Genomic DNA, 24,548 nt, shown 5'->3' with positions numbered 1-24,548 from the left:
CCCGGCCGTCACCCGCCCGCGCGGGACGGCCGGGCCGGTCACGGTCCCGCCCCGGCCCGCGCCGGCCGGGCGGCCGACGCGAGCACCCGCAGCAGGTTGCCGCCGAGCAGCAGCGCCCGGTCGCCACGGGACACCCCGGCGAAGACCTCGGACCCGTCGCACACCTCGGCGAGCAGCCGGGGCAGCCCACCGGTGAGCTGGTTCAACGGCCAGTCCGTACCAAAAATGATCTTGTGGTTGACGCCCATGCGGAACAGCCGGTTCAACCGCTGCGGCCAGCCGGTGCCGGGCGAGCCGGCGAAACCCCCGGTGTCGAGGTAGACGTTGCGCCGGTGCAGGGCCAGGTACGAGGTGACGTCGACGTGGCTGACCCCGCCGTGGCCGAGCACGAACACCAGGTCCGGGAAGTCCCGGGCCGCCTGGTCGACCAGGAGCGGGTGGGCCGGGCCGAAGCTCAGGCTGCGCCCGGTCGGCCCGGTGTGCACGAAGACCGGCATCGACCGGGCCCGGCACTCCTCGTAGTACGGGTAGAGCGCCCGGTCCGACGGTGAGTAGCCGCAGGGCGGGTAGAGCTTCATCCCCTCGAAGCCGTACCGGTCCACCAGGTCGGCGAACTCCCGCGCCCCCGCCTCGCCCCGGCGCGGGTCCGCTCCCAGGTAGACCCGGAACCGGCCGGGGTGCCGGGTCCGGATCCCGTGGTGCCGGCGGGCCATCTCCGCCAGGGACAGCGGGGTCGACATCACCAACCCGAAGTCCGGGACGAGCAGCACCGCCGTGGCCACGCCCGCGGCGTCCATCTCGGCCACCAGCCGGTCGGCATGGTGGTCCTGGTGCTGGGCCACGTACCCCTCGACCAGGGTGGACAGCGGCGGTGCGGTGGTGACCGCGCTCAGCCCCCGGTGCATCCCCGCCGCGACGTCGGTGAGGAAGGCCCGGGGGATGAAGTCGGTCGAGGCGACGTGGCAGTGGCCGTCGTGGATCATCGTCCGAGGCAGTGGTCGAGCAGGGTGCGGATCGACGCGTTCGGTCCCGGCACGAAGCTGGTGAAGTCGAACCGCAGGTCGAACCGCTCCTCCAGGAAGGACACGAAGGCGACCATGCCCATCGAGTCGAGCAGCCCCTTGGCCAGCAGGGGGGTGTCGGCGTCCAGCTCGACCGGGAGGTCGTCCTCGTTCCACTCCCGGACCCACTCGATGGCTTCCTTCTGCAACGCGGCGACGTCGACGCTCACTGGTGGTCTCCCGGGGTGGTGGCGGCGACCGGGTCGCCGGCCAGGCGGACGAGGGTCTCTCCCATGATCATTCTTTGGTGGGAGGGACGGACGCCGGAGAAGACGCCGTCCGAGGTGAAGGCGGCGAGCACCGCCGGCAGGGTCGTCGACATCCGGTACGACGGCCAGCAGGTGCCGAACACGATCTTGTGGTTGATGCCGCTGCGGAACAGTTGGTTCAGGTGTGCCACCCAGCCGTCGGCGGAGAGCATCGACGGGAACTGGCTGATGTCCAGGTGGACGTTGGGGCGGTGGGCGCACAGGTACGAGGCCTCCTCCACGTGGGTCACCCCGCCGTGGCCGAGGACGAAGTTCACCTGTGGGAAGTCCCGGGCCGCCTGGTCGACCAGCAGCGGCGGGCCGAAGGTGAAGTCCAGCGGGGCCCAGCCCGGCCCGGTGTGGGTCAGCACCGGCAGCCCGCGCGCCGCGCAGATCTCGTAGTACGGGTAGAGCCGCCGGTCGCTGGGGGAGTAGCCGGCCGGCGGGTAGAGCTTCAGCCCGGCGAAGCCGTACTCGGTCACCGTCCGCTCGAACTCCTCCGGCCCGGCCGCCCCGGCGCGCGGGTCCGCCCCCCAGAACACCCGGAACCGGCCCGGGTGCCGGCGGCAGACCCGGTCGTGCAGGCGGGCCAACTCGTCCGGCGGGGTGGCCCGGGGCGAGACGTGGGAGAAGTCGGCGGCCACCAGGAACGCCCCGGCCACCCCGGCGGCGTCCAGCTCGGCGACCAGGCGGTCACCGTCGTGGTCGGAGTGGATGGCCAGCAGCCGCTCGGTGATCGCCGCCCGGTCGACGTCCTGGCCGTGCGCGGCCAGCCGGTGGTGGACGTTCGCGGCCTGCTCCTCCAGGTACTCGCGGGGGATGACCCGGTCGCTCGCCAGCACCACGTGCCCGTCGACGATCATGCCGAGCCCGCCTGGGCGGGCGCGTCGACCGCGACGCGGGCCGGGCCGGCGGCGCCGGGACCTTGAGCCGAGGCGCCGGGGTCGGCCGGGTCGTCGGCGCCGACGTGGTCGGCGAACCAGTCCGCCGCCGCGGTGCGGCTGAGCTTCAGGTTGGCGGTCAGGAACCGGGGGTCGCCGCGCAGCGGCGTGGCGCTGAAGACCACGGCGGCGAGGCGTTCGTGGCTGGCCAGGCCGGCGTTGACCCGCTCGACGCCGTCCCGTACGGCCCTCCGCTGCTCGGGGGTGTCGGCGGACGGGGTGACGATCGCGCCGAGCCGGTGGGAGCGGGTCGAAACCACGATCAGGTCCGCCACCCCGGGCACGCCGGTGAAGTGGGCCTCGATCTCGGCCGGGTGCACCTTCCGGCCGTTGCCGAGGGTGATCACGTCCTTCTTCCGGCCGACCAGGGTGAGGAAGCCGTCCGCGTCCAGCCGTCCGTAGTCGCCGGTGACGATCGTGCCGTCCGGACGGAAGGTCTCCCCGGCCACCTCCGCCGGCACGTCGAAGTAGCCGAGGCTCAGCGGGGCCGGTCGCCGGATCAGCAGCTCACCGTCGGGGAGGAACTCCACCGCGTCCGGGTCGATGAGGCGGCCGACCGTACCGACCCGGTGCGCGTCGGCGGTGTTCCAGGCGATCATGCCGCTCTCGGTCATCCCGTACGCCTCCAGCAGCGGGACCCCGCCGGCCCAGAACGCGTCCAGGGTGGCCCGGGAGATCGGGGCCATGCCGGTGATCATGAAGCGCATCCGGCCGCCCAGGAACTCGGGCAGCGGCGTGCCGGCCGCGCCCCGCGCGTGCAGTTGCCGGGCCGCGTCGTAGAAGACCGGCGGGGCGATGACGAAGGTCGGCCGCTCCTGCCGGATCGCCGCGAAGACCCGCTGGTACGGGGCGAGCACCAGGTCGGCCCCCACCCACAGGCAGCAGTAGACGGAGAGCCGCTGCTGGTAGTTGGCCAGCGGCAGGAAGATCAGGTGCCGGTCGGCGGCAGTGATCCCGAAGGCGTCGACGAACCGGTTGATCACGTACTCGGTGCCGGCCCGGCTGATCCGCAACCCCTTCAACGTGCCGGAGGTGCCCGAGGAGTAGACCAGGCTGTGCAGGTCCGGCGGGATCTCGCCGACCGGGTGCGGCCGGCGGCCGGTCGGGTACGCCCGGTCGCCGTCGACCAGCAGGGCCAGCCCGTGCCGGTCGGCGAACCCGGCGTCGACGGTGGTCTCGTCGCCGAACGCCTGGAGCACCGCCCCGCGCGCCAGCACCGCGAGGTCCCACACCACCCAGTCGATGCTGTTGCCGGCCCGGATGCCGACCACGTCGCCGGGGCCGACACCGGCGGCGCGCAGCCGGCCGACCCGCTCGTCGACGGCCCCGGCCAGCTCGGCGTGGGTCATCTCCCGCCGCTGCCCGGCGGCGTCGATCTCCACGATCCGCGCGGTACGCCGGTCGCGGTACCGGGCGGTCAGGTCTGCCAGGTTCATGATCACGTCCTCGCCATCTCGTCGGCCAGTCGGGCGAGCAGGGCGTCGAGCCGGTCGCTGACGAACGGCCCGAGCTGCCCGGCCAGCAGCGGCTCGTACGGCCCGGACCCGGTGTCCCAGTCGATCCGGACCTCCACCGCGCTGCGTCGGTCGTCGCCGTCGACCGCCCGGACCCGGACGGTGCGCTCCAGCCGCCGCCAGAGCCAGTCCGGGACGGCCGAGGCGCTCACCCCGTCCGGCGTGCGGGTGACCCGGTCGGCCCAGACCACCCGGTCGTGTCCGAGCGTCCCGCCGAATTCCGGCTCCAGCCCGTCGTCGGTCGGACCGGCCGGGTCGAGCTGGTCGTCAGTCACTCCGGCCGGGTCGAGCGCGAACGGGTCCAGCAGGCGGGGCCGCCGGTGCAGCAGCTCGCGCAGTTCCGCGTGGGGCACCGGCAGCACCGCCGTCCGGACCACGGGCGAGCAGGGCACCGCCGGTCGTCCTGCCGGGTCGTCCTGCCGGGCGTCCACCTCGGCCAGCACCCGTTCCAGCACGTCCAGCCCGTACGCCAGGTCGGTCGCCGTGATGACCATCGGCGGCTGCACCCGCAGCACCCGGCTGTGGTAGAGCGAGTAGGTCGAGGTCACGCCGTGCCGCAGCAGCCGGGCCAGCACCATCCCGCCGAGCATCTCGTCGTGGAACTCCAGGCCGTGCATCATGCCGATGCCCCGGTGCGCGGCGAGCAGCCGGGGGAAGCGGGCCACCAGGGCGGGCAGCCGGACGCCGAGCGTCTCCGCGTGCGCGGCCACCGTCCGGCCGAACGACTCCTCGGTGGCGATCTCGATGGCGGCCAGTCCCACCCGGCAGCAGAGCGGGTTGCCGCCCAGACTGGACCCGAAGGTGGACGGCAGCGCCCGCAGGCTCGCCCACACCGCCTCGGTGCCGAGCACCGCCGACAGCGGGACCACCCCGCCGCCGAACGCCTTGCCCACGCAGACCAGGTCGGGGGTGACGCCGAACCGGTCGAAGGCGAAGAAGGGACCGCACCGGCCGAAGGCGGTCTGCATCTCGTCGAGGATCAGCAGGGCCCCCCGCTCGGTGCAGATCCGGCGGACCCCGGCCAGGTAGTCCGGGTCGGGGACGATGACACCCCCCTCGGCCTGCACCGGCTCCAGCAGCACCGCCGCGGTGTCGTCGTCCACCGCCCGGTCGACGGCGGCCAGGTCGTCGAAGGGCACCTGCCGGAACCGCTCCAGGAACGGGCGGTACAGGGCGGCGTGCTCGGGCCGGTTGGCGGCGCTCAGCGCGGCGAAGGTCTTGCCGTGGAAGCAGTCGAGGGCGCTGACGAACGTGCTCCGGCCGGTGGCGGCGCGGGCCAGCTTCAACGCGTTGTCGATGCTCTCCCCGCCCCCGTTCGCCAGGTAGGCGTACGGGAGCCGGCCGCCGGTCAGCTCGGCCAACCGGGCGGTCAGCCGGATCTGCTCCTCCTCGAAGAGGATCTTCGTGCTGTTCATCCGGCCGGACGCCAACTGCTCGGCGACGGCGGCCAGGATCCGCTCGTGCGAGTACCCGAACGACTGGTTGCCGTACTGGTCGAAGAGGGCGAGCAGGTCCCGGCCGTCGCCGTCGGTCACGTGCGCGCCGGAGCCGGGACCCTGCACGCCGCAGCCCATGACGAAGGACATCGTCGAGTAGGTCGGATGGTTGTGGGCCGCCTTCGCCTCGGCCAGCTCCTGACGACGTGTTCGCACCCTCGTCTCCTCCCGCCCGGGGTCACCGGGCACTGGCGTACGCGTGGTAGTCGGCGAAGAAGTACTGCAACAGGCGACTGCGCCGCCCCTCCGGCGTGCGGGACCGGGCCACCGCGTCCGGCACGTCCAGGTAGGCCACCAGGCTCAGCGGCCCACCGGCGAACCGCTCGTCGAGGTACGGCTCCCCGAGCGCCACGAACCCGATCTCCAGGTAGAAGTCCCGCAGTTGGCCGGAGTTCTCGTCGACGAAGAAGTCCCCGACGACGTGGGTCGCGCCGAAGCGCCGGACGCTGTGCACCAGCGCCTCGCGCATCAGCGCGAGCCCGACCGAGCGGCTGCGGATCGCCGGCAGGGTCATCAGGTGGCCGAACTCGACCAGCCGGTTGCCCGGCCGCAGCGCGCTCAGGTCGACCACGTCCTCGCAGGGCAGCCCGGCCTCCTGGTCGGGGATGACCTTGACGGTGCCGACCGGCTCCCCGTCGTCGAGCGCGAGGATGTAGTGGGCGTACGGGTCGAAGCGGTCGAAGGTCTCCTCCGTGTCGGTGGCGTCGTGCAGTCGTGCCTGGTCCTGGACGTAGACCGCGTCGCGCAGCCGCAGCACCGCCGCCCGGTCCGCCGCCGACTCGGCGAGCCGGAACGTGACCCCGGCGATCGACGGGGCGCTCACCGGCGCACCAACGTCCGGAAGAAGTCCACGTATCCGGGGTGGAAGTGGCGCAGCTGGTGCCGCACCTGCTGGTGCAGCTCGGGCAGGCGTTCGATCGGCAGGTTCGGCATCAGGTGGTGCTCGACGTGGAAGTTGTTGCCGTTGGTGAACCACGTCATCAACCGGTTCGACCGGATCGTGCGGGTGTTGGCGAAGGGGTCGCGGTCCAGCGTGGCGCAGCGGAAGTGTTCCGGCAGCTCGACCAGCGCGTGCACCGGCCCGGCGACCAGCAGCAGCGGGGCCAGCCAGCACCACACCACGATGGCCTGGCCGAGCAGCACCGAGCCGAGGGACGCGGCGACGAGCACGGCGAGGATCAGCCGGTGTTCGGCGCGGATCCGGCGGGAGACGGTGGCCGTCTCCCCGGGATGGTCCGCGCCGCGCAGCGCCCGTGCGGCGTCGAACAGGAACATCGCGTAGTGGTGCAGCATGGTGAAGCGCACCGTCCAGGCCCAGGCGGTGCGCACCCGGGACCGGGGTCGGTCGGTGCCGTACTGGTCGCCGTAGTCGAAGAACTCCCGGTTGTCCGGGGTGCCCAGGTCGCGGTGGTGCCGCAGGTGGGTCGCCCGGTACGCGGAGAACGAGATCAGCATCGGCAGTCCCAGCAGGACGCCGACCAGCCGGTTCGTCCTTGCGTGGCGGAACCCCAACCCGTGCAGCGTCTGGTGCTGCAACTCGGCGGCGTGGGCGAACATGCAGCCCAGCACCACCACGCCCAGCACCCGCAGGGCGGTCTCGGGGCGGGTCGCCAGCACCCCGCCGGCAACGGTCAGCAGGGCCCAGAGCGCCAGTTTCGACGCGAAGGACCGGTCGTCGACCTCGGTGCGCAGATGTCGGGCGGCGCTGCGGACGTCGGCCCGGGTGGCGCGCGCGGTGGCCTCATCGGTGGGTTTCACGGGTCCCCGTCTCCTCCTGCGGTCGCTCGGTGGCCACGGTGTCGGGTGGCGCCTCCGCTCCGGCGCCCGCCGGTGCCGGGCCGGTCGCGTCGTCGCCGGTGTCCAGGGCCGCGACGAGCGCGGCGGCGAGAGCGGTCACCGACCCGGGGGCCAGCGGATCGTGGCCGTCGACGTCGAGCACGTGCTCGCGAACCCGACCCGTCACGTACTTGCCCCAGTCCGGCCCGACCGGCGGGTGCCCCGACCCGTCCGCGCGGGTGGCGAGGACCAGCGGATCCCCGACGAACCGGCCGGGCGTGAACTCGTGCGCCAGGTGGCCGAGCCGGGCGAGGGCGTCGGCCTGGTCGCGTACGGTCGGCTCGTCGACGCCGGTCAGCCCGCCACCCCGCTCCCGCAGCAGACCGGCCACGGTGGCGGCGTCCGGGGTGACCGACCCGGGTCGGGGCACGCCGTACAGGTCGAGGACGCCGAGCAGCGCCTCCCGGTCGGTCGGCGGTGGCGCGGGATGCGTCTCGTCCGGCGGGTAGCTCTCCAGCAGGGCCAGCAGCCCGACCCGGTCACCGGCCGCCTGCAACGCCACCGCCACCTGGTACGCCAGGTAGCCGCCGGTCCCGTAGCCGAGCAGGTGGTACGGACCCTCGGGCCGGACCTCGCGGATCCGGGCCACGTACGCGTCGACCAACTCCTCGAAGCCGGTCGACCCGGTGACGCCGCCCTGGAGGCCGTACCCGGGGACCTCGGCGGGCAACTGGGCGACCAGGCGCAGCCAGGGCCAGCTCCGGCCGTCGGGCAGCGGCAGGCAGAACAGCGGCGGGCGACTGCCGGTGCGCCGCAGCGGCACGGCGACGGCCGGACCGGAGGCGGCCACCGAGGGGGGACCGATCCGGGCGGCCAGCGCGGACACGGTCGGGTGCCGGAACAGGTCCCGCACCGACAGGCGGACGTCGAGCAGGGACCGGGCCCGGCCCAGCAGGCGGGTGGCGGAGAGCGAGTGTCCACCGAGGTCGAAGAAGTTCTCGTCGGCGCCGACCGTCGGCACGCCCAGCAGCTCGGCGAAGAGCGCGGCCAGCACCTCCTCCGCGTCGGTCCGGCCGGCCGGACCGACGCCGGTCGCGCCCGGCCGGCTGGTCGACGCGGCGAACGGGTCGGGCAGGGCGGCCCGGTCGAGCTTGCCGCTGGCGTTGCGGGGCAGGTCCTCGACCGGCACGACGATCCCGGGCACCAGGTGGGCGGGGAGCGCCTCGGCCAGCCCGGCCCGGATCCGGGCCGCCTCGACCGTGCTCCCCGGGGCCGGCACCACGTACCCGACGAGGTGCCGACCGCCGGTGCCGTCGTCGCGGACCGTGGCCGCGGCCCGGACCACCCCGGGCTGCCGGACCAGCGCGGCCTCGACCTCGCCCAGCTCGATCCGGAAACCACGGATCTTCACCTGGTCGTCGTCGCGTCCGACGAAGACCAACTCACCGTCGGCGGTCCACCGGGCCAGGTCGCCGCTGCGGTACATCCGCGCCTCGCCGTCGTCGGTGAACGGGTCCGGCAGGAAGCGTTCCTCGGTGAGTGCCCGGTTGCCCCGGTAACCCAGCGACACCCCGGCGCCACCGATGTGGAGTTCGCCGACGGTGCCGGTGGGCACCAGCCGCCGCCGCGCGTCGAGCAGGTAGACCCGGACGTTGCGCAGCGGGGTGCCGATCGGCGGGGCGGCGGCCCGGTCCGGGGTGAGTCGACCGCTCATCGCGGTCGAGATGGTCGCCTCGGTCGGCCCGTACCCGTTGATCAGCCGGCAGACCGGCGCGAACCGTTCGACCACCGTCGGCGCGGACGCCTCCCCGACGATCGACACGGTGGTGTCCGGGGGAAGGTCCTGCGGGGAGAGCACGTCGAGCACGGACGGGGCGAGGACGAGGTCGTTGACGCCGCGTTCCCGGATCAGCCGCACCAGCTCGGGACCGGGCGTCAACCGGTCGGCCGGGGCGAGGACGAGGGTGCCGCCGTTCAGCACCGACTGCGTCATCTCGCCGACGAAGGCGTCGAAGCTGGCGGAGGCGAACTGGAGCGTCCGGGTGCCCGGCCCGGAGCCGAGCCGGTCCACCATCGCCGCGGTCAGGTTGACCACGCCCCGGTGGCGCACCACCACGCCCTTCGGAGTGCCGGTCGAGCCGGAGGTGTAGATCAGGTAGGCCGGCTGCCAGGGTGAGGTGGGCAGGGTCCGTTCCCGGTCGGACAGCGGGCGAGGGTCGAGGGCGGCCAGTCGTCCGGTCAGCTCCGGGTCGTCGAGGAGCAGCCGCGGCACCGGCAGGTGGTCGCCGAGCGCCGCGGTCTCGCCGGACAGCAGGAGCAGGCTCGGCTCCGCGTCGGCGACCATGAACGACAACCGGGCGAGCGGGTAGGCGGGGTCGAGGGAGAGGAAGGCCGCCCCGGACTTCAGCACCGCCAGCGCGGCGGTGACCAGCGTGGCGGACCGGGGCAGCGCGAACGCCACCACCTGGCCCGGACCGACGCCCCGGTCGACCAGGTGCCGGGCCAGCCGGTTGGCCCGCCGGTCCAGCTCACCGAAGCTCACCGGCGTGCCGTCGTCGTCCAGGGCGGGCGCGTCCGGGGTCCGTTCCGCCCACCGTTCGACGAGCTGGTGCACGCCGACCGGCGGGATGTCCCGGGTCGGGCCCCGGCCCCAGCCGAGGAGGCGCTCCCGTTCCTCGGCGTCGACCAGGGGCAGGTCGTCCACGGCGGTGCCGGGCTGCGCCGACGTCGCCGCGTCCAGGAAGAGGAGGAACCGCCGCAGGTGCGCGTCGAGCGCGGCGGGCGGGTGGGCGACGGAGTCGGCGTCGAGGAGCAGTTCGGTGTCCCCGTCGGGCAGTTGGAAGAAGACGAGGGAGACGTCGTCGACGTCCGGCAGCGAGAGGGTGCGCACCATGGCCGGGTGGCCGGCGAAGTGCAGCGGGGCGGTCGAGCCCATGACGTTGACCACCGCGCCCCAGAAGGGGCGGCCCTGCCCGGTCCGGCCGAGGTCGCGACCGAGCATCGCGGCGGGGTAGCGGCTGTGCAGCAGGCCGGCCCGCAGTTCCGCGCCCACGCCGGTGAGGAGGTCGGCCAGGCTGGTGCCGGCCGGCATCCGGACCCGCAGCGGCATCGCGTTCGTGGTCATGCCGGGCACGTCGCGCTCCGCGCGGCTCATCCGGCCGGTGACCGGGAGCCCGAGCAGGACGTCGCTGCTGCCGGACATCCGTCCGACGTAGGCCGCCGCGACCCCGACGGCGAACTCCGACCAGCCGACCCCGAGCCGCTCGGCGGCGGTCCGCATCCGTTCGGTCCGGGCGACGCCGAGGTGGGCCCGGCGACGGATCACCGTCCCGCCGCGCTGGTCGTGCCGTCCGGCGAGCCGGGTGGGCTCCGGCCGGTCCGCCAGCCGCTCCAGCCAGTGCCGCCGGTCCCGCTCCAACCGGTTCGAGGCGAGGTACGCGGCTTCGCCGTCGCCGAGGATCCGCAGCGGCGGGGGCGGTGCCGGCGGTTCCTCGCCGGTCACCAGGGCGGTGTACGTCGCCGCGGTCCGCCGGTGCAGCTGGGCGAGACTCCAGCCGTCGACCATCAGGTGGTGCACCCGGCGGTAGAGCACGAAGTGCTCCGGTGCCAGCCGGATCAGCGCGGTGGTGCAGAGCCCGCTGCCGAGCCGGTCGACCGGGGCGGCCATGTCGGCGGCCATCCAGGCGTCGGCCGCCGCCTCCGGGTCGCTCTCCGCGCCGACGTCGACCAGGTGCAGCGGGGAGGAGGCGTCCGGGTCGACGTACTGCACGGGCCCGGCGGCGGTGACCGCGAACCGCAGGCGCAGCGCCTCGCAGTCGCGTTCGACCCGGTGGTGGGCGGCGGTCATGACGGCGGCGTCGACCGGACCGTGGATGTCGACCCGGTCGGTGATGCTCCAGGATGCCCCGGTGGGGTCCAGCGACTCGGCGTACCAGATCCCGGACTGGGCGCCCAGCAGCGGCCAGTCCGGTCTGTCGTGGTCGAACAACACTGACGCCTCCAACCGGCTCTTGTGTTCCCCCGAGTTCGCGCCGCGCAGATCCAATGAGGTAGCACGACTTTCCCGTGCCCGGCAAATACCTATTTCCTCGCGCCGTCAACTTTGATTCCACATGCTGACCCGGGCTCGCCGCAGCAGCAGGTAGCGCGTTTCGAGTCGGGTGGCCGATGGGTCGAAAGTTGCGCTTCGCAAGGAAATAACTACGTGGCGAGAGGGAGCTGCGGGCGGTGGGTCCGGTCGGGTTCCGCCCGGCCCGTGGGTGAGGGGAGGGCAGGGGGCGTGCGCCTTCTTGCCTGGTGAAGGCAGTGGGCCAGGGGGTGCCGGCGCGATCCGTCCACTGTGGTTACCGTCGAGACCCGTCGATGGGGTCCAGTCGTACGCCGATGCGCGCACGCGTCGGTGAGAATGGAAGGGTTTCTGTGTAGAAATTCACCACAAGCGATCTCGTCAGGCGGTTTTAGATGCGTATACTCGTCAAGTCATGGGGATGAACGGGGATGGCGTAAAGGGTTTTGCCGAAGAGTTCCGAATGCTCGAACCGCATCTTGACGAGCGGCAGCGCCGGTTGGTGCTGGCCGCTCGGGCCCGGTCGCTCGGACGGGGTGGGATCAGCCGGATCGCGCTCGCCGCCGGGGTGCATCCGAGCACCGTCTCGAAGGGGATCGAGGAGCTTGAGTCGCCGGAAGCACGCCCCCCACGCGTGCGGCGCCCCGGCGGCGGACGCAAGCGGCTCACCGAGACCGATCCCGGACTCATGACCGACCTGCTCGGGCTGATGGAACCTCGCCACCAGCCGCGCCCGGTGCTCCAGTGGACCACCCGCTCCACCCGGCGGCTCGCCGAGGAACTGGCCGGCCTGGGGCACCGGGTCTCGGCCTGGTCGGTCAGTCGGCTGCTGCGGGAGGCCGGGTTCCGGCTGTCGACCAGCTCCCGTCCGCTGCTCGCCGGCCAGCGACTCGACCGGGACGCCCAGTTCCACCGGGTCAACGAACACGTGCAACGGTGCATGCTCGCCGGACAACCCGTGATCGTGCTCAGTCTGCGCCGTCGGACACAGACGACGACGGCCGGCGGGACCGCAGCGGTGTCCACCGCCACCGGGGCGGGGGACACGGGCACGGCCGCCGACGACGACGGCGACTGGACCGACCAGCCGGTCGACCGGGACACCTGGGCGGTGGCGCTGGCCACCGTCTGCGGCTGGTGGGCGGAGTCCAGCCAGCAGGCCGGCCACCTGCTGATCGTCGCGGACTCCCCAGGGGCGGGCGGCCGGTCCTGGCGGTCCGAGCTGACCCGCTTCGCCGCGCGGATCGGCGTCACGATCACCGTCTGCCACCTGCCCTCGAACACCCTGCGCTGGAACCAGGGAGAGGACCGGATCCGCTCGAACGTCCTGCTCCGGCTACCCGGGTCGGTCCCCAGCCGGCACGAGGTGGAGATGCGGGTGATCGCCGAGTCGCGGGACGGTGCCGACCACGCCCTGATCCCCACGCCCCCCGGCCCGAGTTCCTGGAACTACCTGGTGACCCCCTGAGACCGGGTCCGGAGCACGCTCCCGGCCACCCGGTGGTCGCCGACGGGCGGGACTGGCGACCGGCGGCTAGGCTTCCGGCCGTGGCGGGACTGTTCAGAGGTGTGGCGGCACGGGTCGGTCGGGTCGTCCGGGGCGGTGCCGGCTCCCCGGCGCACGTCCCCGCCCAGGTGGCCCGCAGGCGTCAGGCGACGGCCCTCCGCCGCCGCCAGCTCGTCTACGCGCCCGAACCGGACGGCCAGGCCGACCCGGGTGAGATCGTCTGGACCTGGGTGGCGTACGAGGACGACCCCCGCCAGGGCAAGGACCGGCCGGTGCTGGTGGTCGGCCGGGAGAGCCGGACCCTCTTCGGACTCATGCTCTCCAGTCAGGGCGACCGCGACGGCCAGCGACACTGGTTCCCCCTCGGCCCGGGTGCGTGGGACCGGGACAACCGGCCGAGCTGGGTCCGGCTCGACCGGGTGCTCACGATGCGGGAGGACGGGATCCGGCGGGAGGGCGCGGTGCTGGACCGGGCCCGGTTCGACCGGGTCGCCGAGGTGCTGCGGGCGGAGTATGGCTGGCGCTGAGCCCGCCGTGACCGGGACCCGCGCCCCGACCGGGTGGACCGGGCCCGCCGGTCAGGCGCCCCGCGCCGCCACCACCACCGTCAGGACAGCGGGTGGGCGATGCCCCGGGCGTGGTCGGTGACCGCCGCGCCGACCACCCGGGCGTCGATCGGCAGCACCTCCAGGCAGCGGCGGACGGCGGCGGCCATCAGCGCGTTGGGCACCCGCATGGAGAGCGTGCAATGCGGCACCCAGCGTCCCGGCTGGTAGTGCTCGGAGATGCCGACGCCGGCCCGGGTGAGCCGGGCGTACACCTCGGCGTGGTGGGCGAGCAGTTCCGGCGTCGGCGTCGGACCGAGCCAGAGCACCCGTCCGACGAACTGCCCGGCGTGCTGGAACGACAACCGCAGCGGCGCGGCCACCGTCAGTCCGGCGAGTGCCCCGGCGACCTGCTCCGGGTCCAGTCGGGGTGCCACCGCCAGCGACATGTGCGGGCGGTGGCGTTGGTCGAGCAGGTACCGGAGGCTCTGCACCCCCTCCGCTTCCAACGCCTCCCAGAGCACCCGGATCCGGCGGGTGGCGTCGGTGTCGAGATACAGCTCCAGCGCGGCGACCACGGGCCCACCCTAGGGCCCGCGGTCAGGGCACGATCACCGCCCGTCCCGCCACCTCGCCCGCCTGGAGCCGACGGTAGACGTCGACCGCCTCGTCCAGCCCGAACGTGGTGATCTTCGGCCGGACCAGCCCCCGGGCACCGAGGTCGAGCACCTCGACCAGCTCCGGTCGGCTGCCCCAGTAGGTGGTCTGGATGCTCACCTCGTACGGCACCGAGAAGTAGGAGACCGGCAGGGTGCCGCCGCCGATGCCGACGATGGTCAGGTCCCCGACGGTACGGGCGCTGGCCGCGCCCATCCGGAGGGTCGCGTCGACGCCGACGAAGTCGAGCACCACGTCCGCCCCCCGGCCGCCCGGCGTGGCCGCGCGGATCTCGGCCACCGCCTCCTCGCCCGAGCGCAGGGCCAGGTCGGCCCCGCACTCCCGGGCCAGGGCGAGCGCCTCGTCCCGGGTGTCCACCGCGATCACCCGTGCCGAGGTGGTGGCCTTGAGGATCTGCACGCCCACGTGACCGAGACCACCCACCCCGATCACCAGGGCGGTGCTGCCGGGCGGCAGCTTGCCCCAGGACCGGCGGACCGCGTGGTACGGGGTGAGGCCGGCGTCGGTCAGGGGCGCGGCCTGCACCGGGTCCAGCCCCTCGGGCAGCGGGACGACGTGCCGGGCGGCCGGCACGAGCAGGTACTCGGCCATGCCCCCGTCCAGGCCCAGGCCGCCGCCCCCGCCGGGCACCGGCGCACCGGCCGGGTTCTCGCAGTACGTGTCGATACCCAACTGGCAGCGCGCGCAGGTGCCGCAGCCCCACGGGCCGTAGACGGCCACCGGCTGCCCCACCTCCAGCCCGGTGACGCCGGAACCGAGGGCGTGCACCCATCCCGCGTTCTCGTGCCCGAGGGTGAACGGCGGGTTCCACGGCACCGCCCCCGCCTCGAAGTCGTGCATCAGGTGCAGGTCGGAGTGGCAGGCGCCGGCCGCCCCGACCCTGACCACCACCTGCCCCGGCCCGGGGGTCGGTTCGTCCACCTCGACGAGTTCCGGCTCGCTCTTCCATGCCAACAGTCGCAGCGCGCGCATCGTCGTCGCCCTTCGTCGTGATCCGTGCGGTCTCCTCCGTCGCGCGGCGGAGCCGGGCCGGAGACCGTCACCGGCCGTCCGGCCGTCGGGGAGCCGACGCCGCGCGTCCGGGCGAGCCGCCCCGCCGGCCCCGTCTACCCGGCTGGGCCGGGATCTCACCCCCGCCGGGTGACGCCTCGTCACCTGCGCGGGTGCGACCGTGCGGGCATGGAGGAGTGGCGGGATGCCGGCGACCTGACCGGGCCGGCGGTGGAGTACCTGACGCACCGCGCCCCGGGCCGGCACACCGGCGTGGCCGAGACGACGGCCGGGACGGTGCGCCTAGACATCAGCGAGAACGGCTGGACCGACCACTGGTACCTGACCGTCGAGCGGCAGACCGTCCGGGTGACCCGGTCGGCGGAGGAGGCGGAGCTGGTGGTCCGGGCCGACCGGGAGGTCTTCGACCAACTCGCCACCGGCCGCACCCACATCATCGGCGCGTTGCTGCGCAACGACGTGACGGCCCGGGGACGACTGCCGCTGCTGACGGTGCTGCACCGGATCCTTCCCGGCCCGCCCGGCGCCCGGCACCCCCGGGACGTCGCCCGACAGGAGGGCCGGTGATGCGGGAGGACCGCGTCCACGTCATGACCGGCAACTCCTTCGCCATCAGCGACACCGAGGGCGACATGGAGCGCGATCCGCGTACCCCGACCGGTCTCTTCTCCTTCGACACCCGGTTCCTGTCCCGGTGGGTGCTCACCATCGACGGCCGGCGGTTCAACGCGCTGTCCCGCGACGACATGACGCACTTCGAGACCCGGTTCCTCCTCGTGCCCGGCGCCGCCAGCCACTACGTCGACGCGGACGTCTCGGTGCTGCGGCACCGGTCCCTCGACAACAGCTTCAACGAGCGGATCACCGTACTCAACCACTCCGCCGAGCCGGCCGCCTTCGTCGTCCGGCTGGACATCGGGACCGACTTCGCCGACACCGGCGAGATCGCCGCGCCGAAGCGGCGGTCGATCCAGGCCACCGTCCGGCCGGAGCAGCGGGAGCTGCGCCTGCGGTACGCGCGGCAGCGCTTCTGCCGGGAGACCGTGGTGACCACCACCCGCCCGGCCGAGATCGACGAGAGCGGCATGACCTTCCGGATCGTGGTGGAGCCGCACGGGGCGTGGGCCACCGACCTGCACGTCGTCATGTTCCTGAGCACCGAGGTCGGGCGGGACCTGCGCTTCGAGCTGGAGTCACACCGCCGGCACGTCCGTGAGGACATGCGGGCGGACCTGCGCGAGTTCCTGGACCGGGCACCCGAGCTGGTCGCCGAGAGCGAGACGCTGGGTACGGCGTACCGCCGCAGCCTGCTCGACCTGGCCGCCCTGCGGTACACCCCGCTGGCGTACACCGAGCCGCTGCCCGTGGCGGGGATGCCCTGGTCGATGACCCTCTACGGGCGGGACGCCCTGATCACCGCCTTCCAGACGCTGCCGTACGTGCCGGAGTTCGCCCCGGCCGTGCTGCGCATGCTGGCACTGGACCAGGGCAGCCGGCTCGACGACCGGTACGACGAGGAGCCGGGCAAGATCCTCGCCGGAATCCGCTACGGCGAGCGCGGCGCCTTCGGCGAGGACGCGACCACGGTCTACTACGGCGCGGCCGACACCACCCCGCTGTTCGTGATCCTCCTCGACGAGTACGAGCGCTGGTCCGGCGACGCCGACCTGGTCCGCGAGCTGCGCCACCCGGCCCGGATGGCACTCGACTGGATCGACGAGTACGGCGACTCGCTCGGCGACGGCTACGTGCGCTACCAGCGCCGCAACACCCGTGACGGCCTGATCAACCAATGCTGGAAGAACTCCGACCACGCGATCGTGGGCCGGGACGGCCGGGAACCCGGCTTCCCCCGGGCCACCTGCGAACTCCAGGGATACGCCTACGACGCGAAGCTGCGGGGCGCCCGGTTGGCCCGGGACTTCTGGGCCGACCCGGACTACGCCGACCGGCTCGAACGCGAGGCGGCGCAGCTGCGGCAGCGGTTCGACCGGGACTTCTGGCTGCCGCACCGTGGGGCGTACGCCCTCGCCCTCGGCCCGGACGGGGAACCGGTCGACGCGGTCGCCTCCAACCTGGGACACCTGCTCTGGAGCGGCATCGTCGACGCCGGGCGGGCGGACGAGGTGGCCGGGCACCTGGTCGGCCCGGAACTCTTCAGCGGCTGGGGTGTCCGCACCCTGGGCTCCGGGCAACGTCGCTACAACCCGGTCGGGTCCCACCTCGGCGCGGTCTGGCCGTTCGACACCGCGCTCGCCGTGGCGGGTCTGCGCCGCTACGGCTTCCACCGGGAGGCGGCCCGGGTCGCCCGGGGCGTCGTCGACATGGCGGCGCACTTCGCCGGCCGGCTCCCCGAGCTGGTCGCCGGGTACGACCGGCAGATGACCCGTTACCCCGTGCCCCTGCCGGCCGGCGGCTCCCCGCAGTCGTGGTCGGCGGGAGCCACGCTGATGGTGTTGAGCACCATCCTCGGGCTGGCCCCGTGCGGCGGCAACCTCCTGGTGGATCCGGCGCTGCCCGAGGGGCTCGGCCGGGTCGAACTGCTCGACATCCCGGGTCGATGGGGACACGCCGACGCGTACGGACGGGACCGGGCGGCGGCGCGGAACGGCCAACGTCCCCTGCGCTGACCGCTCAGCTCCCGGCCGTTCCCGCCGTCCCGGCTGTTTCGGTCGTCCCGGTCGAATTCGGTGGTGCCGCCCGTGGCGGCGGGGCGACCGACGCTGGCGGCCGTGCGCGCCGGGCAAGGCCCCGGTCCACCCCGACGAAGACCAGGCCGAGCAGCCAGAACGCCACGGCGAAGCCCACCGCGCTCGTCGTCACCCCGGTGTAGCCGAGCTGGCCGGCGTCCACGAACGGGTACGGGTAGGAATCCACCAGTGCCCCTCTGACCAGCGCGAACGCCAGGTAGGCCAGCGGGAAGGCAAGCCACCAGACCGCGTACCGGGGGCGCAGCCGGCCCCGGCGGTCGAAGAACGCCCAGTCGGCCACCGCGAGCAACGGGACCACGGTGTGCAGGAACTGGTTGCCGACCGCGTCGGCCAGGCTACGGTCCGGCTGCGCCATCGCGAACGGGCTCGCCGGGTTGGCCAGCACCAGGTGGTAGACCACCCCGGTGATGGTGATGTAGAGGGTGACCGCGCCCCGGAGGGCCGACGGCGGGTCGGGTCGCCCCTGCCGGGCCCGCGCGACGGCGTACCCGGCGAGCAGTCCGACCGCGATGTTGCTCTGGATGGTGAAGTACGGCAGCAGCCCGGTCACCGTGGCCGGACCGGCGGCGGTGAGCACGATCCCGGCCAGCACGCTGAGGACGACCAGCAGTCGGAGGACCATCGCCGCCGATCCACGCCGCAGAGTCATCGACAGTTTCCTTCCGTGGACACCCCGGCCGTCAGGTCAACCGCGCACGTTAACAGTCCCTACCCGGCCCGTCACCGGCCAGCGGCGTCCCGGACCGGCTCCGTGGGCTCCGGTGGGCCGACGCCCGGCTCGGGCAGGCCGACGCCTGGCTCCGTGGGCTCGGGCAGGCCGACGCCCGGCTCGGGCAGGCCGACGCCCGGGTCGGGCAGGCCGACGCCCGGGTCGGGTAGGCCGACGACGGGCTCCGACGGGCCGCCGGTGTGGTCGGGCCGGCCCGGGATGTCGCCCACCGGCGGGGTCGGTGCCGCCGGCTGCCCGGTCGGTCTCGCCGGTTGCACCGACGGTACCGCCGGCTGGCCGGTCGGCGGTGCGGGCGGAGGACTGCCGGGACCGGCGGTCGGCGCGTCGCGTGGAACGCCGGTCGGGGGCACCGGCGTCCGCCCGCCGCCCAGCACCGTGTCGCACCACGCGTCGACCCTGTCCCGCCCGGCGGCTGCCCGGACCAGCGGGGCGAAGGCCGGGTCCCGCAGAGCCCGGTCCGGGTCGACGGCGCGCGCGTCCCGCCAGGACCGGCACGCCGGAACCAGCTCCGGTGACCGTGGCCCACCGCCGGGCGGCCCGTGGGTGGGCGGCCCGGCGGTGGGTGCCGTCCGCACCCGCTCCGGGACGCCGCCGGACGGCCCGTCCACCGGCGTGGTCGTCGCCGGTGGCACCGGACGCAGCGGATTGGGCACCGCCCCCTGTACCGTGGCGAGGGCCATGCCGCCGGTCGCGGCCACGGCCAGGGCGGCGATGGTCTTCGCCGGCAGCAGGCGAGCCAGGGCGCCCCGGCGTGCTGGACGACGCGACGGTCGTCGGGCCGGTGCCGACCGTGCGGCGTGGAACGCCTGTACCGCGAGGTGTTCACCGCGCAGTTCCTCGGCCCGTGGGGCGGCGCGGGCCGCGTCGAGCAGCCGGACGAGGTCGTCGGGGACCTGTCGGCGCTCGACGGCGGCGACCCCGTCGAGCAGGCGTTCGACGGTGTCCCGGTCGATCCGGTGCTGGTGATGTGAGCTCATCTCGTGTCCATCAGCGCCGGGGCCTGCCTCGACGTCACACGGGTGCCCCGGGGCCTCCGGGATGGCCGACCGGAGGACCACCCTCCCGGTCCCCGGGACCAGTCGGGGATCATCCCTGGGGCCACCGGCAGAACGGACGGATCGACACCTCAAGGTCCAACCGGGACGGTACCCGTCGACAGACCGATGGATGAGGTGTCACAGTCAGCGACAGGAGAACATGAACGCATGAAGGTGCTCTTCCTCGGTGGTCCCTGGCACAACGAACGTCACGAGGTGACGCCCGCGCGGGCGTCCGCCGCCCTGCGGTCGCTCCCGCTGAGCTTCACCGTTCCGCTCCCGACGGAGCGCAACGGTGAAGCTGCGGAAGGGCCTCCGCCGCCGCGAGTCGGCGGCCACGTCACGTACACCCGTCGCTACGCCCGCGCTGGCGGTGAGCGCCTGCCCGTCTACGTCGCGCCGAACTACCAGGGCCCGCCCCGCGCCTGATCCCCGCCTCGTCCCGTCCCCGGGCCCGCTGCCCGGGGACGTTGCGGGGCGGTCCGGTCAGCCCATGGTCCGTTGTCCGTCGAGCGCCTCCCGGATGATGTCGGCGTGCCCGGCGTGCTGGGCCGTCTCGGCGATGACGTGCAGCAGCACCCGGCGCACCGACCAGCGGGCACCCGGAGGAAACCAGGGGGCCGACGGCAGCGGACGGGTCACGTCGAGGTCGAGGGTGGCCACCAGCTCGTCGGTGCGCTGCGCCACGTCGGCGTACCGGTCGAGGAGACCGGTCAGTGTCTCCCCGGCGGACATGCGGAACTGGTCCGTCCAGGAGTCCGGGTCGGCATGCATGGCGGCGGGCCCCTCGATCACGAAGCGCAGCCACCTCTCCTCGACCCCGGCGACGTGCTTGATCAGGCCGCCGAGGCACAGCTCGCTGACCGTGGTGCGCCGGGCTGCCTGCTCGTCGGTGAGCCCCTGCACCGTGTGCCGGAGGAACCCGCGGTGCAGGGCCAGCGACTGGAGCAGGTCGGCGCGTTCCCCGGTCGTCGGTAGGTCGGTAACGGTCACGTGTGGCGTCCTTTCACGTCGTCCGATCAGTACGCACGCTACGGACCACCCCCGACACTCCACCGGCACGCGCTTCCGCTCGAACCGCCTCCGGTTGCCGAATCCGGACACCGGGGGTCAACTGGTGACATGGGTGTGATCAGGGTGGGTACGTCGTCCTGGGCCGACCAGATGCTGCTGCGCTCCGGCTGGTACCCCCGTACGGCCCGGACCCCCGCGGCCCGGCTCGGCCATTACGCCGGACAGTTCGGTCTGGTCGAGGTGGACACCTCCTACTACGCGGTGCCGACGCCGGAGACCGCCGAGGGTTGGGCGGCGGCCACCCCGGACGGGTTCATTTTCGACGTCAAGGCGTTCAGCCTGTTCACCGGGCACCCGACACCGGTTTCCGTGCTGCCCCGGGACCTGCGTCCGGCCGGTACGCGCCGCCGGGTCCAGCGCCGTGACCTGTCCGACGAGGCGTACGACGAGCTGTGGGGGCGGTTCCACGCGGCGTTGGCCCCGCTCGCCGGGACCGACCGGCTGGGCGCGGTGCTGTTGCAGTTCCCGCCGTGGTTCGCCCACGGCGAGGCGGCGAAACGGCGGATCGTGGAACTCGCCGGCCGGTGCCGCCCGCACCGGGTCGCCGTCGAGTTGCGCCACCACTCCTGGTTCGCCGAGCCGACCGTGCTGGACACCCTCGACCTGCTCCGCGACCAGGACCTGACCTACGTCTGCGTCGACATGCCCCAGGGGTTCGTCTCGTCGGTGCCGCCCGTCCTGACCGTCACCGCCGGGTTGGCGATGGTGCGGTTCCACGGGCACAGCACCGCGTGGGAGAGCGGCGACAAGCAGGAGCGGTTCCGCTACGCGTACGCCGAGGAGGAACTCGCCCGCTGGGCGGAACTGCTGACCGAGTTGGCCGGGCAGGCCGACGAGCTACACGTGCTGATGAACAACTGTTGTGGCGACCAGGCCCAGCGGGACGCCGCCCGGCTGGCCGACCTGCTGGGCGTGCCGGCCGGCTGGGTTGACTGCAGGGGACCCCTGCTCGGCAGAAAGCGGTAACAGGGGTCCCCTGCTACCACCTCACCCGCATCCCGGACCACGGCGGGCGGAGGCACGGCGGGCGGAGGCACCGTGAGCGGCCGGCCCGCTCGGGCAGCGCCCCGTGCCGCCGGACGTGCCGCTCGTCGTAGAAGAACCGGGCCGGCCGTCGGGTCGCGGAGACCGGAGCCGGCTCTCACCCGCCCGGTGACCGGGTCTCCGGATGCATGCCCGTCGCCTCCTCCAGCGCGTTGTCCGGCAGGTCGCCGCCGGCCCGGTCGTCGGGGAAGGGGCGACGGGACGGCGCCGGGTCCGGGGGCGCTCCCGGCCCGGCCTCGACGTGGCGGCTCGGCTCGACCGGGCCGAACCCGTGCCGGCCGGCCGGGCGGGACACCCGCGCGGGCTCGCCCGCGCGCCGCTCGCCCCGTCGTCCGGGTGGCACGCCGGCCACCTCGCTGCCCTCGTCCATCGGCGAGTCCTCGCCGACTCCCCAGGGCAGCTCTCCCTCGTACTCGCCGGTGCTGCCCCACGGCCCCGGTCGCTGGGGCCCGCGTCCCTCGGCGTCCCGTTCCTTCATGGTCACCTCGCTGGTCGGCTGCGTCTGTCGAGGTGGAATCCCCGTCGGGAGCGGCTGCATGCCCGCCCCGTCCGCTCGGGTGGGCCGGACCGTTACCCGTCGGCCGGGCCGGGTAACCGCAGCGGAGGCCAGCAGCTACCGGGCCGCCGGCCGTACGCCGGGCGGCCGCGAGGACGGGAGTCGACATGAACCGCAGCGTCCAGGCCCACCTGCACGGCGGACCGCTCGACGGGACGGTGCGCCCGGCCCCGATGGAGGCCGACGGGCGACCCGCCGAACGGATCGAGTTCGACCACCGGGGGGACGGTGGGGTCTGGTACGTCGAGTACCGGCGCACCCGCGACACCGACCAGGGTTGGCACTTCGAGGCGACCGGTAACCAGGAACGCGCCGACGAGGAGTGACCGGACACGCGTCGACCCGCGACCGAACCGGTCGCGGGTCGCGCGGCCCCGCGGTCAGCGGTGGGCCATCATCCGGTGCATCCGGCCGTTGCCGTTCGCACCGAGCATGCCCACGCCCATGCCCATCCCCGGTCCCCGGGCCCCGTTCGTCCTGCCGCCCGCGCGACCGAGGATGCCCCGCAGCACCTGGCCGGGTTTCTGCTGTTCGCCGGCGTAGCTGGTGACCACGATCAGCGCCCCGGTGATGGCCGGGACGGCCCACTGGAGCACCTTCATCTGCCGTTGTGAGGAGGCGACCGCGCGCGGCGTGTCGTGCTGGGGTTCGGTGACCCCGGCGACCGGTGGCTGCCCCGCCTTCTCCAACCGCATACCGAGCATCCGGCTGTACCCGGTGACCGCCAGGGCGGCGACGGTCAGCGCGGTCTTGACCGCGCTCATCCGGCCGACCCCGGACTGGCTGAGCACTCGGGGGCTCTCGGTCACCAGTTCGCCGACCGCGCCGGCCAGGTGCGCCCCGATGGCCGCCGCGTTCACCGGTGTCCACCGGGCCCAGCCCGCCGAGGCCATCGGCAGTCGTTGGGTCCTGTCGCTGATCTGCGCCGCCGCGCCGTTGACCCCGGTGGCGCCCATCAACGAGCCGCCGAACCAGGCCGCGAGGCCGAGGTCGTGCATCGAGCGCAGGACGGTGTGCCGTTCGGACATCTGATCCCCTTCCGCCGTGTGGGCGCTGCGGCATACCCACCCCCCGGACGGCTATTCCCGCACGGTCGGTCGCCGCGCTGGTCAGGCGACCGCCGGGGCCGCCCGACCGATGCCGGCGACCGTCTCGTACACCGCCCCGAGCTGTTCCACGGCCCGCTTCCAGGAGTACCGGCTGCGGATCCGGTCCAGCGCCGCGGTGGCGTACGAGAAGCGGCGGACGTTGTCGCGCAGCAGCCGGCGGACCGCCGTCCCGAGGGCCCGGGGGTCGCGCGGCGGGACGAGGTCACCGGTGAGCCCGTCGACCACGGTGTCGGTGATCCCGCCGACGGTGGTGCCGATCACGGGCACCCCGCAGGCCATGCCCTCCAGGGGCGTGAGGCCGGACGGTCCGTACCAGGGGGCGGCGACGAGGATGTCGGCGGAGCGGTACCACCGGCCCAGCTCCGTACGGGGCACCGCGCCGACGAGGCGGACCCGCTCGGCCACGCCGCAGGCCGTGGCGAGAGCCAGCAGCCGGCGCGCCGTGCCGTCGCTGGGCAGCAGGTCGGCGGGGGGACCACCGACCACGACGCACTCCGCGTCCGGCACACCGGGCAGCGCCCGGACCACGTCCGGCAGACCCTGCGCGGCGACCAGCGGGCCGGCGGTGAGGATCCGGGGCCGGGCCGGATCCCGGGGCACGACCGGTCCCTCGGGGCCGAACAGTTCCTCGTCGACCCCGGTGGGGACCAGGGTCATCCGGGAGCGGGGCACCCCCAGCCGGAGCAGTTCGGCGACCTCGTCCTGGCACTGCACGACCACCCGGTCGACGGCCCGGCCGATGGCCCGTTCGTAGCCGATCCGCCCCGGTGGGCTGGTGTCCTGGTTGCCGAGCTGCCGCCGGGCCACCGTGCCGAGCCCGTGGTACGTCTGCACGACCGGCACCCCGGTCCGGCGGGCGGCGTGCAGGGTGGCCAGGCCGCTCATCCAGAAGTGCGCGTGGGCGACGTCGGGTGCCCAGTCACCGTCCCGCCACGCTCCGGCGAGCCAGCGCCCGAACTCGCCGAGGTAGGGGAGCAGCTCGTCCCGGGGCAGCCGCTCGGGCGGGCCGGCGGGCACGTGACAGACCAGGTAGCCGTCCCCGGTGGGCACGGCGTCGGGCATCGCGGTGGAGTCCCGGCGGGTGTAGACGCGCACGTCGTGGCCCGCGCCGACGAGGGCGGTGGCCAGCTCCGCGACGTGCGTGTGCTGGCCACCGACGTCCGGCTCGGCCGGTACGGCGAGCGGGCTGGCGTGCTCCGAGATCATCGCGATGCGCATGCTTCCTCCTCCATCAGCCGGTCCCGTCGCCCCGGGAACGGTCGACCGCCGAACCGTGCCGTTCCGCGTTCGACGCGGGCCGGTGGAGCGCGTCCCGGTCGGCGGGTGCCGACCGGGACGCGTCCGTGACGTTCCGGCTGGAGCGGACGCCCGACCCGCATGGCAGGGTCCGTACCCTGAGCCGTGCGGCCTAACCAACCGATCGGGTCACGTCCGGGCACTTCCG

23 protein-coding genes are annotated in these 24,548 nt (G+C 74.0%); 7 read left to right on the top strand and 16 right to left on the bottom strand.

The window, feature by feature from the left end; genetic code table 11:
• Positions 1–38: 38 nt before the first annotated feature.
• From GA0070618_RS00795 to GA0070618_RS00760, 8 genes are read right to left on the bottom strand one after another with little or no spacing between them, the layout of a single operon-like run.
• The gene (locus GA0070618_RS00795) at positions 39–983 is read right to left on the bottom strand and encodes an amidohydrolase family protein (protein WP_088979903.1); all 945 of its coding nucleotides are present in this window, start codon (positions 981–983) and stop codon (positions 39–41) included.
• Positions 980–1,231, bottom strand: a complete 252-nt coding sequence (locus GA0070618_RS00790; RefSeq protein ID WP_088979902.1) for an acyl carrier protein — start codon at positions 1,229–1,231, stop codon at positions 980–982. The genes GA0070618_RS00795 and GA0070618_RS00790 overlap by 4 nt, the downstream gene beginning before the upstream one ends.
• Positions 1,228–2,172 (bottom strand): amidohydrolase family protein, encoded by a 945-nt coding sequence (locus GA0070618_RS00785; RefSeq protein ID WP_088979901.1) that lies wholly within the window; start codon positions 2,170–2,172, stop codon positions 1,228–1,230. The genes GA0070618_RS00790 and GA0070618_RS00785 overlap by 4 nt, the downstream gene beginning before the upstream one ends.
• Positions 2,169–3,686, bottom strand: coding sequence for an AMP-binding protein (locus GA0070618_RS00780; protein ID WP_088979900.1), 1,518 nt, complete (start codon positions 3,684–3,686; stop codon positions 2,169–2,171). Before GA0070618_RS00780 ends, GA0070618_RS00785 begins: the two co-directional genes overlap by 4 nt.
• 2 nt (positions 3,687–3,688) lie before the next feature.
• Positions 3,689–5,416: an aspartate aminotransferase family protein gene (locus tag GA0070618_RS00775; protein WP_094977957.1), complete on the bottom strand. Its 1,728-nt coding sequence runs from the start codon at positions 5,414–5,416 to the stop codon at positions 3,689–3,691.
• Positions 5,417–5,438: 22 nt separating this feature from the next.
• Positions 5,439–6,083: a GNAT family N-acetyltransferase gene (locus tag GA0070618_RS00770; protein ID WP_157748905.1), complete on the bottom strand. Its 645-nt coding sequence runs from the start codon at positions 6,081–6,083 to the stop codon at positions 5,439–5,441.
• Positions 6,080–7,018 (bottom strand): fatty acid desaturase family protein, encoded by a 939-nt coding sequence (locus GA0070618_RS00765; protein WP_088979897.1) that lies wholly within the window; start codon positions 7,016–7,018, stop codon positions 6,080–6,082. Before GA0070618_RS00765 ends, GA0070618_RS00770 begins: the two co-directional genes overlap by 4 nt.
• Positions 7,002–11,027, bottom strand: a complete 4,026-nt coding sequence (locus GA0070618_RS00760; RefSeq protein WP_143740289.1) for a non-ribosomal peptide synthetase — start codon at positions 11,025–11,027, stop codon at positions 7,002–7,004. The genes GA0070618_RS00765 and GA0070618_RS00760 overlap by 17 nt, the downstream gene beginning before the upstream one ends.
• Before the next feature lie 538 nt (positions 11,028–11,565).
• Between GA0070618_RS00760 and GA0070618_RS00755 the strand changes: the two genes are divergently transcribed.
• Together GA0070618_RS00755 and GA0070618_RS00750 are read left to right on the top strand one after the other, a co-directional pair.
• Positions 11,566–12,570, top strand: coding sequence for an ISAzo13-like element transposase-related protein (locus tag GA0070618_RS00755; protein WP_170107839.1), 1,005 nt, complete (start codon positions 11,566–11,568; stop codon positions 12,568–12,570).
• A gap of 80 nt (positions 12,571–12,650) precedes the next feature.
• The gene (locus tag GA0070618_RS00750; protein WP_088979894.1) at positions 12,651–13,136 is read left to right on the top strand and encodes a type II toxin-antitoxin system PemK/MazF family toxin; all 486 of its coding nucleotides are present in this window, start codon (positions 12,651–12,653) and stop codon (positions 13,134–13,136) included.
• 80 nt (positions 13,137–13,216) lie between these two features.
• Here GA0070618_RS00750 and GA0070618_RS00745 read toward each other — a convergent pair whose 3' ends face one another.
• Both GA0070618_RS00745 and GA0070618_RS00740 read right to left on the bottom strand, forming a co-directional pair.
• Positions 13,217–13,732: a 2'-5' RNA ligase family protein gene (locus GA0070618_RS00745; RefSeq protein ID WP_088979893.1), complete on the bottom strand. Its 516-nt coding sequence runs from the start codon at positions 13,730–13,732 to the stop codon at positions 13,217–13,219.
• A 22-nt stretch (positions 13,733–13,754) separates the two neighbouring features.
• Positions 13,755–14,804, bottom strand: a complete 1,050-nt coding sequence (locus tag GA0070618_RS00740) for an NAD(P)-dependent alcohol dehydrogenase (RefSeq protein ID WP_088979892.1) — start codon at positions 14,802–14,804, stop codon at positions 13,755–13,757.
• Positions 14,805–15,011: 207 nt separating this feature from the next.
• Between GA0070618_RS00740 and GA0070618_RS00735 the strand changes: the two genes are divergently transcribed.
• Together GA0070618_RS00735 and GA0070618_RS00730 are read left to right on the top strand one after the other, a co-directional pair.
• Complete coding sequence (locus tag GA0070618_RS00735) at positions 15,012–15,410, top strand: SCP2 sterol-binding domain-containing protein (RefSeq protein ID WP_088979891.1); 399 nt, start codon at positions 15,012–15,014, stop codon at positions 15,408–15,410.
• The gene (locus GA0070618_RS00730; protein ID WP_088979890.1) at positions 15,410–17,473 is read left to right on the top strand and encodes an amylo-alpha-1,6-glucosidase; all 2,064 of its coding nucleotides are present in this window, start codon (positions 15,410–15,412) and stop codon (positions 17,471–17,473) included. Before GA0070618_RS00735 ends, GA0070618_RS00730 begins: the two co-directional genes overlap by 1 nt.
• Before the next feature lie 4 nt (positions 17,474–17,477).
• Here GA0070618_RS00730 and GA0070618_RS00725 read toward each other — a convergent pair whose 3' ends face one another.
• Together GA0070618_RS00725 and GA0070618_RS33235 are read right to left on the bottom strand one after the other, a co-directional pair.
• A complete protein-coding gene (locus GA0070618_RS00725) occupies positions 17,478–18,203 on the bottom strand; it encodes a Pr6Pr family membrane protein (RefSeq protein WP_170107840.1) in 726 nt (241 codons plus the stop codon).
• A 71-nt stretch (positions 18,204–18,274) separates the two neighbouring features.
• The gene (locus GA0070618_RS33235; RefSeq protein WP_143740290.1) at positions 18,275–19,261 is read right to left on the bottom strand and encodes a hypothetical protein; all 987 of its coding nucleotides are present in this window, start codon (positions 19,259–19,261) and stop codon (positions 18,275–18,277) included.
• Between the two features lie 228 nt (positions 19,262–19,489).
• Here GA0070618_RS33235 and GA0070618_RS00715 point away from each other — a divergent pair, with 228 nt between their 5' ends.
• The gene (locus tag GA0070618_RS00715) at positions 19,490–19,750 is read left to right on the top strand and encodes a hypothetical protein (RefSeq protein WP_088979888.1); all 261 of its coding nucleotides are present in this window, start codon (positions 19,490–19,492) and stop codon (positions 19,748–19,750) included.
• A 57-nt stretch (positions 19,751–19,807) separates the two neighbouring features.
• Here the strand turns inward: GA0070618_RS00715 and GA0070618_RS00710 are convergent, their stop codons facing one another.
• Positions 19,808–20,314 carry a DinB family protein gene (locus GA0070618_RS00710; protein ID WP_172900241.1) on the bottom strand — a complete coding sequence of 169 codons (507 nt, stop codon included), beginning with the start codon at positions 20,312–20,314 and terminating at the stop codon, positions 19,808–19,810.
• Positions 20,315–20,443: 129 nt separating this feature from the next.
• Here GA0070618_RS00710 and GA0070618_RS00705 point away from each other — a divergent pair, with 129 nt between their 5' ends.
• Positions 20,444–21,361: a DUF72 domain-containing protein gene (locus GA0070618_RS00705; protein ID WP_088979887.1), complete on the top strand. Its 918-nt coding sequence runs from the start codon at positions 20,444–20,446 to the stop codon at positions 21,359–21,361.
• Between the two features lie 175 nt (positions 21,362–21,536).
• Here GA0070618_RS00705 and GA0070618_RS00700 read toward each other — a convergent pair whose 3' ends face one another.
• Positions 21,537–21,917: a hypothetical protein gene (locus tag GA0070618_RS00700; RefSeq protein WP_231931557.1), complete on the bottom strand. Its 381-nt coding sequence runs from the start codon at positions 21,915–21,917 to the stop codon at positions 21,537–21,539.
• Positions 21,918–22,102: 185 nt separating this feature from the next.
• Here GA0070618_RS00700 and GA0070618_RS00695 point away from each other — a divergent pair, with 185 nt between their 5' ends.
• Positions 22,103–22,321, top strand: coding sequence for a hypothetical protein (locus GA0070618_RS00695; RefSeq protein WP_088979885.1), 219 nt, complete (start codon positions 22,103–22,105; stop codon positions 22,319–22,321).
• Between the two features lie 54 nt (positions 22,322–22,375).
• Here the strand turns inward: GA0070618_RS00695 and GA0070618_RS00690 are convergent, their stop codons facing one another.
• Both GA0070618_RS00690 and GA0070618_RS00685 read right to left on the bottom strand, forming a co-directional pair.
• The gene (locus tag GA0070618_RS00690) at positions 22,376–23,023 is read right to left on the bottom strand and encodes a hypothetical protein (RefSeq protein ID WP_231931556.1); all 648 of its coding nucleotides are present in this window, start codon (positions 23,021–23,023) and stop codon (positions 22,376–22,378) included.
• An 81-nt stretch (positions 23,024–23,104) separates the two neighbouring features.
• Positions 23,105–24,322, bottom strand: a complete 1,218-nt coding sequence (locus tag GA0070618_RS00685) for a glycosyltransferase (RefSeq protein WP_088979884.1) — start codon at positions 24,320–24,322, stop codon at positions 23,105–23,107.
• Positions 24,323–24,548 lie beyond the last annotated feature (226 nt).

The organism is Micromonospora echinospora (assembly GCF_900091495.1).
GTDB lineage: Bacteria > Actinomycetota > Actinomycetes > Mycobacteriales > Micromonosporaceae > Micromonospora > Micromonospora echinospora.
Note: the sequence above shows the minus strand (reverse complement) of the source record. Positions and strands in the feature narration are given on the sequence as shown.